The following is a 14781-nucleotide window of genomic DNA, read 5'->3' as shown; positions in this document are numbered from 1 at the left end:
TTTCAACCAACTTTTATTTTATCCTCGCCGTTTTCAGGTATAACCTGCTGCATGGCGGCGATGGCAACCTCGATCATACTGTCGTCGGGCTCCTGCGTAGTGATGTGCTGCATCCAAAGCCCCGGTGCGGAAATGATGCGGGTCGCGGTGTTTTCACACCGGCCACAGAGACGGATAAATTCATACCCGATCCCCATAATCAGCGGGATACACAGGATTTTTACAATCGTCCGGACAAAGGGATTGCCGAACGGGATAAAGAAGCCCACGATGATGCCCAGCAGCAGCATAATGACCAGAAAGCTTGTCCCGCAGCGCGGATGGAACCGGCTGTGGCGGCGCACGTTTTCCACCGTAAGCTCCTCATTGTTTTCATAGCAGAAAATCGTCTTATGTTCCGCCCCGTGATACTGGAAAAGCCGTTTAATTTCCGGCATGCGTGCGCAAAAATAAATGTAAATAATAAAAATCGCAATGCGCATAATGCCTTCCACAACTGACCGCCAGGGCGCAAAGCCGGGGCCGGCAACGTAGTCGCGGATCAGGTTAAAGAGGAATGTCGGAAGCATAAAGAACAAGACAACTGCCAGCAAGAGACCCAGAACCGTACTTGCAACCATGATTGCGTTCATCATTTTATCGCCAAAGGTTTTCTGCACCCATTTGTCAAATTTAGACGGCTCCTCATCCTCTTCCAGCCCCGCCTTTTCGACGGAGACGGAAAGCGCCTTGTAGCCCATCGTAAGTGAATCGATCATTGCCGCAACGCCGCGGAGCAGCGGCAGGCGGAAAACAGGGTACTTATCCTTTATAAATCCGGTGTTCATTTCCTCAAGGGAGATACTGCCGTCGCTTAACCGCACGGCGATTTCGGTTTTCTTGGGACCGCGCATCAGAATCCCTTCGATCAGCGCCTGGCCGCCGATGGACGTGATGCATTTTGTTTTTTCTCTAGCCATTCTGTTCGGAGTTCCTTTCTTCGTTCTCTGCTTCCGTTTCCGGGGCGTCTTCCATCTGTTTTAAAGTAGGGATAAAAATTGTCACAGCCGTCCCGACGTTTTCGCGGCTTTCGATTTCCAAGCTGCCGGAATGAAGCTTCATGATTTCATCGGCAAGCGCAAGCCCGATTCCCGAACCGCGCACCGTTTGGTTGGCCTTGTAGAATTTCCGCTTAACCTTCGGCAGGTGCTCTGCCGGGATTCCGCAGCCGTTGTCGCTGATTACCACGCGGATAAACCCGCCCGCCTCCGAGGCGGTAATGCTGATGGTTCCGCCCTCGTCGGTATATTTCAAGGCATTGTCAATAATATTCACAAACACCTGCCGCAGCCGGTTGATGTCGCCCAGAACCGGCGAGAGCATGGCGGGTTCCTCATAAAGCAGGAATTTATGTTCCGTCTTGGCGCGCTCGCTGAACATATACACAGCCTCGCCCAGCTCGGCAAGTATATCGATTTTGTCCATTGTCAGCGTTATGCGGCCGCTCTGCATGCGGGAAAAGTCGAGCAGTTCTTCCACAATGCCGGAAAGTCGCTCGGATTCGCGGATAATAATCCCCATGCCGCGTTCAAAGGTTTCCTTGTCGTTTTCACTAGCCTGCATGGTTTCCGCCCAGCCCTTGATTGCGGTAAGCGGCGTGCGCAACTCATGTGAAACGGAAGAAATAAAGTCGTTTTTCATTTTTTCGGCGGCTCCCAATTCGTCCGCCATATCGTTGATGGTATCGCAAAGCTGCCCAATTTCGTCGTCATTCACCTTTTGGATGCGCGCCTTAAAATCCCCCTGCGCAATGCGCTTGGCGGTAGCGCCGATTTCCTTGATCGGGGTGATAATGGAATTCATAAAATAAAAATTCGAAATAATGACAAAAAGGATGATCAGAAGCCCCGCCAAAATCAGCGTGCCGCTGATGAGGAAAACCTGCTTGTCGGCTTCCTGAAGGGAAGACACGTAACGGATTGCGCCAACGAAATTCCCGCGGTTATTGCGCATAACGCGCGTAACGGCGATCACCTTTTCCCCGCTGGTCAACTGGCCCGTCCAGGTGCCGTATCCGCTGATGCTGGTAAGCGCCTGATGGTAATCCGGCATGGGCTGGTTTTCATCCGGCGCAAAGCCGATGGAGGTGATGATGATTTTCCCGTTGGAATTGAACACCATCAGTTCCATGCTTTCCTTGTTCGGAAAGTTTTCCACATAATTGCGGGCGGCTGTGCTGAATTCACTAGGCGATTTCCGCCCGTAATCGGCAAATACGTTTGTCAGCTCGTCGGAACGGCTGCTCAGCGCCGTCTGTATCCCATTGTAAACATAATCGCGTATTACATAGGAAAGAGTTAAAATCAGCGTAACCAAAATAAGCAGGATTACGCCGAAGCTGTTTAAAAGCCAGCGCCGAGTAATGCCGGTTACTTTCATTCCTCTTTCCCCTTCCTTTAGTCTGAAAATTCTGCTGCTCAGGCTTCCCACTTATAGCCAAGTCCCCAAACCGTAACAATATGCTTCGGGTTCGACGGCTCATCTTCCACCTTCATGCGGAGCCGGCGGATGTTAACGTCCACGATTTTCTCCTCGCCGAAATAGGATTCGCCCCAGACATGCTTTAAAATATCGGTGCGATCCAGCGCGGTGCCCGGGTTGGAAAAGAAATACTCCATGATCTGGAATTCCACCTGCGTCAGTTCTATCGGCACGCCCTTTTTCAAGAGCGTCCTGCTCCGAAGGTTCAGGGCAAATTCGCCGGAACGGATTTCCTCCTTAAAATTATTTTCATTGCGCATCTGTTCCAGCGCGACGCGGCGGTACACCGCGTCCACACGGGCAACCAGCTCGCTTGGGCTGAACGGCTTTGTAACGTAGTCGTCGGCGCCCATCATCAGCCCGCTGACCTTATCCATTTCCTGGGTGCGCGCGGTAAGAAGGATAATGCCGATCGAACCGCTTTTCTGCCGGAATTCCTTGCACACGGCAAGGCCGTCGTACTTGCCCGGCATCATAATATCCAGTACGGCAACGTCAATATTGCCGCCCTCGCGCTCGTACAGTTCCAACGCTTCTTCCCCGTTGGCCGCTTCCAGCGTGTTGTAACCCGCGCGTTTCAAATTAATAACCACAAATTCTCGAATTGCCTGTTCGTCTTCGGCAACAAGGATGTTTTTCATACCTGTTCCTCCGTTTATCCAATAATTATTCCTGATTCATCAGTTTAAAGCTGTTCTTCACATCGCCGCTGCTTAATGACAGCGGATTGTCCGGCGAAGGAGAACATGCTGCAAAAATCATATTATTCGATTCCATAAGCTCATAAAAGCCCGGGGCCGCTTCACCGCCGTCCCATTCCTTTTCGGAGAACACCTGTATTTTCAGAAGCGGATCGCCCAACAGGCCCCCGGCCTGCTTTTTGTCCGCCTTCCACTCATAGAAGGTGACCGTACGCGTTACCGTATCCGCCTTGGTCGTTATCCGGCCGCGCCACATATCCGGGATTAAGAACCAGTACCCGTCGGAATAATCAAGCACCATGCTCATGACGCGCACCATCTCGCCGGTCTGGGTATCATAACGGTTCCAATCCGTAATATAGGCGGCCTCGTCCTTTGTCTGCCCGTCGTAACCCGGCATCAGGCTAACAATCGGCACCTCGATGATTCTATCATTGTTAATATCTTTTGACACCACGGAGGTATCCCGCAAGGTATAATTTGCAATGTTGGATCTGGGGTCAAAGAAGGGCGATTTTAGAATCTTGGTTGTTTTATCCCAGTAAAGCATTTCCGTCACAAGGGTATTCGCGCTTTCCATCCCGTCCAGCACAATGCCGTTCTGCTTTTCGTTGATCAGCCCGGTCTGGACGGACACATATTTGGTAACCGCGCTGTCCATTTGGCAGGAGCCCATGATTTCCACGTTCCCGTCCTTGATCCGGATCAGGCGGGCAAGTGCCGGCTGGTCGCCCACGCTGACGCTCGCGGTAAAGATTTCATCCCTGCCGTCGCCGTCAAAATCCATAACCGCCATTTCAGTATATGTCTGGTCAACCTTCAGTTCGTTCATTTTCCCGTTTTTATAATAATAGACACAGATGGTGCTCGTATTGTTCAGGCTGTTCCCCCAGCCGACGATCACATCGTCCTTGCCGTCTCCGGTCACATCCCCGAAGCAGACCTTATCCACCTGCGCCGCCGGGTTGTTGAAAAAGCCCATGTCGACCCATTTGCCGCCGTCCTTCTTCATAAACATAAGATCGGTTCCGGTCGCCTCGTCCCCTTTTTGAAAAATGGCCATGGCCTCGTCATTTTTATCTCCGCAGACGTCATGAGTAATGATTGCCGAACGGTAATCCCCGGTGCGCGGGTATTTCAGCGTCATTTTCCCGTCGGTTTTGCTTTCCAGCAACGCGTGAATATCCGCTTTTTCGCCGGTCGGCTTCGGCGGACGCATCAGCGTCTGCGCGTCCAGGCCAACAAACGAGCAGCCCGACAGCGTCAGGGCCAGCATAAGCGCCATTGCTACAGCTTTCAGCTTCATTTCACCACGCCTTTTCCTTTTCTCGTCGATTATTCATTATAACATTTTCTCACCGAAATGAACAGTATCAATTATGTAATCGGAACCCGCCAAAAACACAAGCGCCGCCCGCGGAACCGCAAGTAATGCCCTTCCTAAACGGAAGCCTCCATTCGGCACCGGCAGCCTTTTGCAAGCAGAAAGCCGCCGCACGGTTTTCACCATGCGGCGGCCTAGATGTATTTATGGATTCATTGGGAGGAAATCGTCATACGGAAATCCAGATTATACGGCGGATGGCAAACCGCCTTTACCTCGTCCAGAAGCACGTGCCAGTCCGGCACGCCCCTCTCCTTCGCAAGGCGTACCGCCTGCACGTTGAACCATGTGTCCAACAGCATGGTTTCCCCCTCGCGCATGACGGCAAAATTGCTTGCAAACTGCTCTTCCAAAAATTCCCATTGCCTCAGTTCAAACGCGGCCTGCACAGTGTTCAGTCGAACACGCTCAACGTTTTTCAGCGCTTGGGGAAGATCCTTGTAACAATTCCACGCCCGCTCAAAACGGCCGGCCTTTGTAAAAATATCGATCGCGTCCTGCGCGAAAACGGCGGATTGCTCCACACCGCCCAGCGAAAGCGCCTGTTCCATGTAATTGCAGGCGGTTTCCCAATCTTCCTCCTGCGCCGCGGCGCTGGCAAGGTTTCGGCAGCAAATCGCGGTGGGGCGCAGCTTCAGGGACTGTTCCATTGCCGCTACGCCCTCCTGCCATTTTCCCTCCTCGTAGAGCATCAGGCCAAGGTGCAGCAACGCGGCTGCGTTCCGGTTTTCCGTCTTTTCAAGGGAGTGCGCCAAAAGCGCCGCCCAACGGGAATCGGTCATCCACGAAACGGGCAGGGTATCCGGCTGAAGATCAGGCAGTTTTTCCGTCCGCAGTAGGGTAAGCCACGGCGCTTGCAGATCCCCCATGGTCTTGTGGGGGAAAACCAGCCCTTTCGGAACAATTTCCGGATCGCGCTCCGCTTCCAAAGCGCCCCAGCCGCTGCCGTAATGCAAGATTTCATCCGGCGTGGTGTCCTCCAAGCTCTCGAAACGGCGATCGGCCCGTTTCAGCTCTTCTGCGCCCAAGCGGACTTCCACAAGATCATAAACATAGGCTTTAGATTGCTGCCAGCTTGAAAAGGTACGGCTTGTGTCCACATTCATACCGCCAAATGCCTGTGTAAAGCGCACACAGCCGTTCGGCGCCAGATCGCGCCCATGCACCTGCGTTGGCGAAAGCCCCGCCTGAATTTCAAAGTAATCGCCCTGCCCATCCAATGACAGGAAATCCTTCCAGTGCCGGCCGCCGCGCTGGACACCCCAGCAAAACATTTTGCGGTAGCGCAACGTCGGCGTAGAGCGCTCCCAAAAGGCGGTTCCGTCATTGTACGCGGCAACCTCCCACGCATCAGAAAAAAGCGGCCGGTTTTGGAAAAAGTATTCGTTGGAATACGGAAGATTTTGGGGATAGCTTCCATCCCTGCCGTTCAGCGTCCTTAAAAACGGCATAGTATCGTGCGCAAAGCCGTGGACGCTTTGGGAAGCCATTGTTTCCGGCTGAATACAGATCACCCCGTCGCTCCCCGAAAACACGCGTACATTCTGCTCCTCACGCACAGCGATATTCGTCCACCAGTAAAGCGGCACGCTTTCCGGCTTTGTGTTTACAATTTTCACGTGTGCGAAAAGGCAGGCTGAATCTTCCGGAAGATGAAAGTCCACCTGGAGGAAAAAGCATTTCTGGCGCTCATATTCGTACATCCTCAGAAACGGTGTCCCGTCTGGATCCGTACAACGCGCAAAAAACATCGGCTCGCAGGTAAGGCAGGTATGCCCAAACTGCCCCAAGTTCCACTCAATACCGCCCGAAAACCACGCGTTGCGGATCGCAAGATTCGCAACGCGCAGCACCGGGTTGGTAAACAGAAGCTCCCGCCCGGCCTTCTTATCGAAAAGCGACCAGAGCCGCCCGCCGTAATCGGCAAGGAATTCCGCGCGGAGAAAATCATTTTCCATAACGACGGTGGCAAGCTCCTGCTCCTGCAAATCCCTGCGGTACCTCTCCTGCACCAAATACGGCAGTTCCCGAAAACCGGTCTGGTAGCCGAACCCCTCGCGTTCGTTTTCCAAAAGCCCGGCGTCGATGAGCGTTTTGTTCTGCTCGCGATCGCGAAAGCGCGGCAAAGGATTTCCGTTTTCCAGAACGGCGCCCTGTATCTTCAATGCGGTACGGTATATTTTCAATTGAAACGTCTCCCCATTTGTTATTCGGTAATCATCCCTTGATCGCTCCACCCGTCACACCGGCGATAATCTTCTCAGAGAGGAAAATATAAAGGAGGAACGTAGGCAGGAACACGATCACGACGGCGGCGAACATCCCGCCCCAGTCTCCCGTGTAGCGCATGGACTGGATCATGGCATACAGTCCGACTGCAACCGGCCGCGTCTTGGCGGTATTGGCGAAAATCAGGGAGATGAAATATTCATTCCAGATCGTAATAAAGTTAAAAATGCTGACCGTAATAATTCCGGGCTGCGCCAGCGGCAGCATGATCGTCCAGAACGTTTTCATTGGGGAACAGCCGTCGATGGCGGCCGCCTCTTCGAACGTAACCGAAAGGTTCCGGAAGAACGTATTCAAAAAGAAAATCGTAAAGGGCAGGTTTACCGCAATATAAAGGAAAATAACAAGCCCCTTGGACTGATTCATATGAAGCTGGCTGAAAAGCGAGAACAGTGGCATGATAATCATGATCGCCGGAATTCCCAGCGCCGTTGCAAACAAATTCTGTATCAGGCCGTTCCCGCGGAATTTAAAGCGGCTGAGCACATAGGCGGCAGGTGCGCCGAGAATGATGACCGCTGTGCAGGAAACGGCTGTATAGAGAAGGGAATTCATAAAATAGCTGGAAACTTTCTGCGTTTTCCATGCCTTCACATAGTTTTCCGGATGCAATCCGGTTGCAAATTTGAAAATATTCCCGTCGAAAATCTCTCTTGTGGTAGAAAAGGAAGCCAAAATAATCCAGCCGATCAGAACAAAGGTAAAGATTACCCAGATTCCCACAATAATATAACCCGGGGCCAGGGCCATTTCCTTTTTCCAGTTGTTTTTTTCTCTTATCTTTTTTTCCTTCATTGCTCCGTCCCCCCTTAAAGCTCTACATCGTCGTTCTTGACAATCAACTGTGAAAGCATGAATACGACGACAACGACAATGGTAAGAATCACGCCGATGGCCGCACCCGCGCCGGAGTCGCGCACCGTAACCGCGGAGTTGCTCGCGCCAAATACCAATTCGTACATATAGGACATCGGCGTAACCGTACTTGCGCTCAGGTTGACCGGCGAAAACAACTGGCTCCATACAAAGAAAGCCATAGTGCTGACCGTCCACAGAACGATATTCGTGCGGCAGACCCCTTTCAGAAGGGGAAGCGTAATCTTCGAAAAGCGCTGAAACACATTTGCCCCCTCAATGGTTGCCGCTTCGTAATAATCCACCGGGATCCGCTCAATGCCGCTCATCCAGATCAGCATGTGATAGCCCACCATACCGAAGCAGTAAGCAACCAGCATGCTCCAGAACACCATTTCCGGCGACGTCCACTGCGTTGCCGCCAGCTTGCTTAAGCCGATGGATTTTAAAACGGAACTGAGCAGGCCGAAGTCCGGATTATATACGTAGTTAATCCACATGGTCCCCATGGCGACCGCCGAAATGACATTCGGCAGATAGATTACGGAACGAAAAAAACTCTTCCCGTGAACGCCGCTCGTCAGGATCACGCCGAACAGCAGGGACACCACCATTACGCCGATACCGCCGATCAGCCAGATCAGGGCGATATTTTTCAGGGAGCTTACAAATAATGGGGTGTTGAAAAGTGTCTTGAAATTGCCAAGGCCGTTAAACTTCCACAGGGAAACGGAATCCGTCACACCCTCCACCTTAAAAAAGCTCATGACGACGGTTCTGGCCGTAGGGTACAGGAACACCATCAGGTACAACAATACCGAGGGAGCGAGGAAAAGGATGATCATGGACTTGTTTTTTGTTTTCATAAGAACCTCCCGCGATTACCATAAACAAAGGGCAGCAGTGCGTAAACACGATGCCGCCCTTTCTCTGCTGAAATAATTATTTCTTCATTGCATCTGCGAAACCCTTTGCGTCCAGCTTGCCGCTGACAAGGAGGGCAAAGTTTGTCTTAATTTTTGCGTTAATGTCTGCTACGTCTTCCATACCGACCGCCCATGGATAACGGATTGTCGTTGCGTCAAGCACCGCTTTTGCTTCCGTAAGCTGCTTCGGCCAGGTGGCGTCGTTCGCCATCGGGACACCGATGGAGTTTTCCGCAAGCTTGTTGTCCCATTCGCCTGTGGTCATAAATACGATAAATTTGAAAGCCTCTTCTGCGTGCTTTGTATTCTTGTTGATACCAAAGCACTGCGCGCCGTATTGGTTGGCGTTGGTTCCGTCGCCGTCCTTACCGACAGCCGGATACGCAAAGCTGCCCCAATTGAAGTCCGCCGGCGCGGAATTCTTGATTTCGTTCGGAAGCCATGTCCCGTTCAAATACATCGCGACATTTCCGCTTGCAACTTCCTGCTGGCCGGCCGGATAAATGTTGCCCGCCGCATTCTTGGAAATATAGCCTTTTTCGTACATTTCCTGCCACTGCTGTCCAAAGGTAAGGACTGCCGGGTCGTCGATCTTCTTATTATTGACCATGGCAAGCGTCTTGTCTTTGCCGATCAGGCGGGCCATGTGGTAGCCGAACAGAGACGCCATGTAAGCGTCGTCCACCGTAATCGGGGTTTTGCCAGCGGCCTTGATCTTCGCGCAATCGGCAAGCCACTCGTCCCATGTCTTCGGGGGGGCGGTAATGCCGGCAGCCTTGAAGATGTCCTTATTATACATCACCAAAAAGCTGGAAGGCTGATAGGGAATCGTGGAAAGCTTTCCGTCCGGTCCTAGTGAACGGGCAAGCTCAACAAGCTTCTTGTTGATTACGTCGGTCAACGGTTTGCCGTTTGTTGTGTCATAGGACTTCTTTGCCAGGTCTTCCACATTCAGCAGGTATTTGCCCCATGTTTTATTGACGCGCTCGATATCTTCATCGAAAATATCGATTTCCTGTCCGCCGTCCAGCGCGGGCTGGAGCGTTTTGCGGATATCGCGGCCCTGCCAGTTCACTTCCACGGTTATGCCCGTTTTCTCCTTAAAAGCTTCAACCGCTTCGGCAATGGTCTGCCCCTGCGGCTCGGTTTCGTTCCACATCGAGTAATACGTCAATGTAACGTCGCTCTTTGCTTCGCCCTTGGATTCACCGCCGGAATTGGATTCCGTAGCGCCGCCGCTGCAGCCTCCAAGAACCATAGCACTAGTTAATAAAACTGCCATAAGAGAACTTAACTTCTTTTTCATTTTCAAACCTCCTAATTATAGATTTTCAGATTCAAGTGATTACATATTGACTAATAAAACGAATGCTACTCCTTGTTTTTTATCCAATTCGCCGTCCAATGCCTTTATTTTAAGGGCTTTAACACAATATTGATTTAGAATTTTTAGCATAAAATTTGCACAATCAATCAAACTTGCACAATTGATCGTTTATAACCGCAAATAAGAAAAAAAATCATACACGCAAACGTCCTGATACTCCCCTGCTGCTAAGCCGGGGCACAAGGCAAGAAGCCAAAAAATACCGGTTCATCCAAATTTACGTCCTTACTATTTCCGCGCTGGTTTTTCATTGTCAACCGATCGCAACGGATTGTATAAATTTCATACGTAAAATGGCAAATGTATTAAAATTCTCGATTTTTAATATGATTTCCCGAAAAAATAAGGTATAATAAAATTACATGAAATTAAATAGCAGGAGTATAAAAAATGGGGGTATATTGCCCCAACTGGCGCAGATAAGGAGCGAAAAATGACACAATTCGTTGGTACCAAGCTGAAACAGGAGATCGTCATCGATGAGTTGATGACCGTTCATTATTTTGAATACACCAGTAATTTTTATTTTCCGGGAGAAGCCCACGATTTCTGGGAATTCTTGTATGTGGACAAGGGGCTGGTGGACGTGACCGCCGGCGAAACCAACTATGTCTTGAAAAAAGGGGACATCATCTTTCACAAACCTTATGAATTCCACAGCCTGAGCGCAAACGGCATCGTCGCACCCAATCTGGTCGTGGTTTCCTTTAAATGCACTTCCCGTGCCATGCATTTTTTCGAAAATAAAATTTTACGAATGGGCGATACCGAACGCGTCCTGCTGGGCCGATTGATCGAGGAGGCATCTTCCGCTTTTTCCTCCCCGCTGGACGACCCCGACACGAAAATGCTGGAACGCAGCGAAACAGGCAATTTTGCTTCGGAGCAGGTGATCCGGGCCTGTCTGGAGCTGATTCTGATCAATCTCATCCGCACGGGCGGCACCGGCGAAGAACGGGTATCCTCCACCATACGCGAAAAAGCGGATCTGGATACCTTTACAAAAATTGTTGCGTATCTGAACAAGAATATCCACAACAAAATCACCCTAAATGACGTTTGCCGGGACAATATGTGCGGCTGTTCTTTTTTACAGAAGGTTTTCCGCGAGAAAACCGGCGGCGGCGTTATGGAATATTTCGGCCGCATGAAAGTGGATTTTGCAAAGCAGTACATCCGGGAAGGATCAAAGAATTTCACCGAAATCGCCAATGAGCTTGGCTATTCGTCCATCCATTATTTTTCACGCCATTTTAAAAAAGTAACCGGCATGACCCCTTCGGAATACTCCTCCTCCGTCAAGCTGGTGACGGACAATCAGAAGGGCCGTCTACCCCGTTTCGAATAAGAAGGCAGAAAGCGTATCCCGTCCGACAGGTTGCGGACGGGATTCTTTATTTTATCATTCAAAAAGGCGCAGCCCCCCTATTACGTTCCCCTTTTCGGCACAAAGATGGATTTCGATTTTCCGTTGTGCAGGAGGCGGGAAGCATGACTGTTTGTGCAAAAATCATTTTTTGTGCAAAAATTGTGAATAAAAAGACATTTATTTATAAATTGCGTTCGTCTACAATAAAGCATAGATACAAGAAAAAACCGATCAAAAAGGAGCAATGCAAAATGAAAGAACCTGTACTCGTTGTAATGGCCGCAGGAATGGGGAGCAGATACGGCGGCCCGAAGCAAATTGATCCTGTCGGCGACAACGGAGAAATCATCATTGATTTTTCCCTTTTTGACGCGGTGAAAGCCGGTTTTAAAAAAGCGGTCTTTATTATAAAGAAATCCATCGAAGCGGATTTTAAGGAAATTATCGGCGACCGGATGTCCAAAATCATGGACGTGAAATATGCATACCAAGAGGTTGACGTGCTGCCAGAAGGCTACCGCGTGCCGGAAGGGCGCATAAAGCCATGGGGCACCGCACACGCCATCCTTTGCTGCAAAGGGCTGATCGACGCCCCGTTCGCCGTAATCAACGCGGACGACTACTACGGGCGGGACGCCTTTTCGCTGATGTACAACTTTTTGCTTTACAGCAGGGATGACGAATATTACCGCTACGCCATGGTGGGTTATACGCTGGAAAACACCCTTACGGATTACGGCCATGTGGCGCGCGGTGTATGCGTTACTTCCCCGGACGGATTCCTAACGGATATACACGAACGCACCCATATTGAAAAGCGCGGCGGCCTTACGCAGTATACGGAAGACGACGGCAAAACTTGGGTTACAATTCCGGAGGGCAGCACCGTTTCCATGAACCTGTGGGGATTCTCCGAAAGCATCCTGGAGGAAATCGACGCACGCTTCCCCGTGTTTCTGGACCGGGCTTATAAGGAAGACCCCAAGAAAGCGGAATTCTTCCTCCCCTCCGTGGTAAATGAGCTGCTTGTCGGCAAAAAAGCAACCGTCAAGGTGCTAAACTCCCTGGACAAATGGTACGGCGTTACCTACCGGGAGGATAAGCCGGTGGTCGTGGAGGCCATACGCAAAATGAGAAGACAGGGAATTTATCCCGCAAAACTTTGGGAGGGCAGGGAATGAAACCAGTAAACAAAGCACTTTTTCCTTCAATTGTGGAAAAATTTCAATTTGATGGCCAGTTTGTCGGACTGCTTCCATACGGAAGCGGCCATATCAACGACACGTATTCCGTTATTTTTCAAATGGATGAACACATAAACCGTTACATCCTCCAAAGGATTAATACGGATGTATTTTGCAATCCTGTGGAATTAATGGAAAACGTGGTCGGGGTCACCCGTTACCTTCACAGCGCAATTACAAAAGCGGGCGGCGACCCGAAGCGCGAAACGCTAAATCTCATTCCCACCGTGGACGGCTCCTATTATTATGTGGATGAACAAGGCGGCTACTGGCGCGCATATCTGTTTATTGAGAACACGGTCACGCTTCAAAGGGCCAGGAACAAAGCGGACTTCTACGAATCCGCACGCTCTTTCGGGCGGTTCCAGCTTCTGCTGGCGGATTACCCGGCGGAAACGCTGCACGAAACCATACCACTATTCCACAATACACCCAACCGCATCCTTCAGTTTCAGGAAGCGCTTCAGGCGGACAAAAAAGGGCGCGCCGACAAAGTCCGGAAGGAAATCGATTTTGTCCTGGAACGCGAGGAATTCACGCATGTATTGGTGGATTTGCAGGCGCAGGGCAAGCTTCCCCTGCGCGTAACCCATAACGATACCAAGCTAAACAACGTGTTGATCGACGCCGGCACCGGTCTTGGGATCTGCGTAATTGACCTCGACACCGTTATGCCGGGGTTGTCCCTGAACGATTTCGGCGATTCCATCCGCTTCGGCGCAAGCACGGCGGCCGAGGATGAACCGGATTTATCGAAAGTGAATTTTGACCTGGACTTATTTGAAGCATACACACAGGGATACTTGGAAGTTGCCGGGAAAGTGCTGACCGACGCGGAAATTGACAACCTGCCCGTGGGCGCGAAGATGCTCACGCTGGAATGCGGTATCCGCTTCCTTACGGATTACCTTGCGGGAGATATTTACTTTAAAACGGCGCATCCCAACCAAAATCTGGATCGCGCCCGCACCCAGTTTAAACTGGTTCAGGACATGGAGGAAAAATGGGACGCCATGTTTGATATTGTTAAGAAACATCGGAACAAGTAGAAGGACAGATGGACGGGAGGGAAGCCGCATTGCGAAATGTGCTTTGCTACGGAGATTCCAATACTTACGGGATGATACCCGGCATGACCGGAAGATTCCCGCGGGATGTCCGCTGGACGGGCGTCCTGCAAAAGCTTCTCGGAAGCGAATGGTATGTGATTGAGGAGGGGCTGGGCGGCAGGACCACGGTTTGGGACGACCCGATCGAGGAATTCAAAAACGGAAAAACCTATCTTCTCCCCTGCCTTGACAGCCACAAGCCGCTGGATCTGGTCATCATCATGCTGGGGACAAACGATTTGAAAAAGCGGTTCTCCCTCTCCGTCTGCGACATTGCCTATGGAATGGAAAATCTGGTGAAAACCATTTTGAAATCAGACGCCGGTGCTGGCGGGGCCGCCCCGCAGGTGCTTTTGGCCGCACCGGTGCCCATTCTGGATATCGGAAGCCGCGAATGGCGGATGCTATTCGGCGACGGCATCGGAAACAGCCGGCTTCTGGCGGAAGAATATCGGCAGGTCGCAAGCAGGAATGGTATTTTCTTTCTGGACCCGGGGCAGGAAATTGAAATCGGGCGGGAAGACGGCCTGCATTATACCCAGAAAGGCCACCGCCGGATGGCGGAACGGATCGCCGAAAAAATCCACGAAATTTACCCCGACGGATAAAATAGAATGGAAAGCTAGCACGGCGGCCGCGTCTTAACGACGCAGCCACCGCAGGCTATCGAAGAACCGCAGTTTTCAGCTTGCGAAAACTGCGGTTCTTCGATAGCCTGTTTAATTATATATAATAATTAATAATGATGTTACAATTTAGAACAAAGGTGTGTGCAAGCAAACAAGATAACAAGATAGGGCAAAACATTAAAGAATTACGACATAAAGCAAATCTTACTCAAGAGCAGCTTGCCGCAAAAATGCAAATCAACGGATGTGATATTTCAAGGGGAACGCTTGCGAAAATCGAAACAGGTATTCGGCATTTATATATAGACGAGTTAAAATGCTTGAAAGAAATTCTGAATGTTGCTTATGAGGATATTTTAAAATCATAG

Annotated in this window: 13 protein-coding genes; 5 read left to right on the top strand and 8 right to left on the bottom strand. The window is 50.7% G+C overall.

The window, feature by feature from the left end; all coding sequences use genetic code 11:
• Positions 1-2: 2 nt before the first annotated feature.
• From CAGA_RS03280 to CAGA_RS03245, 8 genes are all read right to left on the bottom strand, one after another.
• A complete protein-coding gene (locus CAGA_RS03280; RefSeq protein ID WP_135657686.1) occupies positions 3-959 on the bottom strand; it encodes a DUF1385 domain-containing protein in 957 nt (318 codons plus the stop codon).
• Positions 952-2418, bottom strand: a complete 1467-nt coding sequence (locus tag CAGA_RS03275; protein ID WP_135657684.1) for a sensor histidine kinase — start codon at positions 2416-2418, stop codon at positions 952-954. The genes CAGA_RS03280 and CAGA_RS03275 overlap by 8 nt, the downstream gene beginning before the upstream one ends.
• Before the next feature lie 38 nt (positions 2419-2456).
• Positions 2457-3161 (bottom strand): response regulator transcription factor, encoded by a 705-nt coding sequence (locus tag CAGA_RS03270; RefSeq protein ID WP_135657682.1) that lies wholly within the window; start codon positions 3159-3161, stop codon positions 2457-2459.
• Between the two features lie 25 nt (positions 3162-3186).
• Complete coding sequence (locus CAGA_RS03265; RefSeq protein ID WP_135657680.1) at positions 3187-4527, bottom strand: FG-GAP repeat domain-containing protein; 1341 nt, start codon at positions 4525-4527, stop codon at positions 3187-3189.
• A gap of 230 nt (positions 4528-4757) precedes the next feature.
• On the bottom strand, positions 4758-6791 hold the full coding sequence (locus CAGA_RS03260; RefSeq protein WP_167875143.1) for a DUF5107 domain-containing protein: 2034 nt from the start codon (positions 6789-6791) through the stop codon (positions 4758-4760).
• A 31-nt stretch (positions 6792-6822) separates the two neighbouring features.
• The gene (locus tag CAGA_RS03255; protein WP_135657676.1) at positions 6823-7689 is read right to left on the bottom strand and encodes a carbohydrate ABC transporter permease; all 867 of its coding nucleotides are present in this window, start codon (positions 7687-7689) and stop codon (positions 6823-6825) included.
• A 14-nt stretch (positions 7690-7703) separates the two neighbouring features.
• Entirely contained in the window at positions 7704-8615 is a 912-nt protein-coding gene (locus CAGA_RS03250) for a carbohydrate ABC transporter permease (RefSeq protein WP_135657674.1), read from the bottom strand.
• Positions 8616-8691: 76 nt separating this feature from the next.
• Complete coding sequence (locus CAGA_RS03245; protein WP_135657672.1) at positions 8692-9981, bottom strand: ABC transporter substrate-binding protein; 1290 nt, start codon at positions 9979-9981, stop codon at positions 8692-8694.
• 514 nt (positions 9982-10495) lie between these two features.
• Here CAGA_RS03245 and CAGA_RS03240 point away from each other — a divergent pair.
• The 5 genes from CAGA_RS03240 (at position 10496) to CAGA_RS03220 (ending at position 14781) form a co-directional block, all read left to right on the top strand.
• On the top strand, positions 10496-11410 hold the full coding sequence (locus tag CAGA_RS03240) for an AraC family transcriptional regulator (protein ID WP_135657670.1): 915 nt from the start codon (positions 10496-10498) through the stop codon (positions 11408-11410).
• A gap of 272 nt (positions 11411-11682) precedes the next feature.
• Complete coding sequence (locus tag CAGA_RS03235) at positions 11683-12612, top strand: sugar phosphate nucleotidyltransferase (RefSeq protein ID WP_135657668.1); 930 nt, start codon at positions 11683-11685, stop codon at positions 12610-12612.
• Positions 12609-13724 (top strand): phosphotransferase enzyme family protein, encoded by a 1116-nt coding sequence (locus CAGA_RS03230; RefSeq protein ID WP_135657666.1) that lies wholly within the window; start codon positions 12609-12611, stop codon positions 13722-13724. The genes CAGA_RS03235 and CAGA_RS03230 overlap by 4 nt, the downstream gene beginning before the upstream one ends.
• Positions 13725-13762: 38 nt before the next feature.
• Positions 13763-14392 carry an SGNH/GDSL hydrolase family protein gene (locus CAGA_RS03225; protein WP_243112937.1) on the top strand — a complete coding sequence of 210 codons (630 nt, stop codon included), beginning with the start codon at positions 13763-13765 and terminating at the stop codon, positions 14390-14392.
• A gap of 134 nt (positions 14393-14526) precedes the next feature.
• Positions 14527-14781, top strand: coding sequence for a helix-turn-helix domain-containing protein (locus CAGA_RS03220; protein WP_243112926.1), 255 nt, complete (start codon positions 14527-14529; stop codon positions 14779-14781).

This window comes from Caproiciproducens galactitolivorans (genome assembly GCF_004768785.1).
Lineage (GTDB): Bacteria > Bacillota > Clostridia > Oscillospirales > Acutalibacteraceae > Caproiciproducens > Caproiciproducens galactitolivorans.
Note: the sequence above shows the minus strand (reverse complement) of the source record. Positions and strands in the feature narration are given on the sequence as shown.

Coding starts and splice junctions, on each gene's coding strand:
- CAGA_RS03240 (WP_135657670.1), top strand. CDS start 10,496: ATGACACAATTCGTTGGTACCAAGCTGAAACAGGAGATCGTCATCGAT.
- CAGA_RS03280 (WP_135657686.1), bottom strand. CDS start 959: ATGGCTAGAGAAAAAACAAAATGCATCACGTCCATCGGCGGCCAGGCG.
- CAGA_RS03235 (WP_135657668.1), top strand. CDS start 11,683: ATGAAAGAACCTGTACTCGTTGTAATGGCCGCAGGAATGGGGAGCAGA.
- CAGA_RS03245 (WP_135657672.1), bottom strand. CDS start 9,981: ATGAAAAAGAAGTTAAGTTCTCTTATGGCAGTTTTATTAACTAGTGCT.
- CAGA_RS03230 (WP_135657666.1), top strand. CDS start 12,609: ATGAAACCAGTAAACAAAGCACTTTTTCCTTCAATTGTGGAAAAATTT.
- CAGA_RS03270 (WP_135657682.1), bottom strand. CDS start 3,161: ATGAAAAACATCCTTGTTGCCGAAGACGAACAGGCAATTCGAGAATTT.
- CAGA_RS03255 (WP_135657676.1), bottom strand. CDS start 7,689: ATGAAGGAAAAAAAGATAAGAGAAAAAAACAACTGGAAAAAGGAAATG.
- CAGA_RS03250 (WP_135657674.1), bottom strand. CDS start 8,615: ATGAAAACAAAAAACAAGTCCATGATCATCCTTTTCCTCGCTCCCTCG.
- CAGA_RS03220 (WP_243112926.1), top strand. CDS start 14,527: ATGATGTTACAATTTAGAACAAAGGTGTGTGCAAGCAAACAAGATAAC.
- CAGA_RS03265 (WP_135657680.1), bottom strand. CDS start 4,527: ATGAAGCTGAAAGCTGTAGCAATGGCGCTTATGCTGGCCCTGACGCTG.
- CAGA_RS03275 (WP_135657684.1), bottom strand. CDS start 2,418: ATGAAAGTAACCGGCATTACTCGGCGCTGGCTTTTAAACAGCTTCGGC.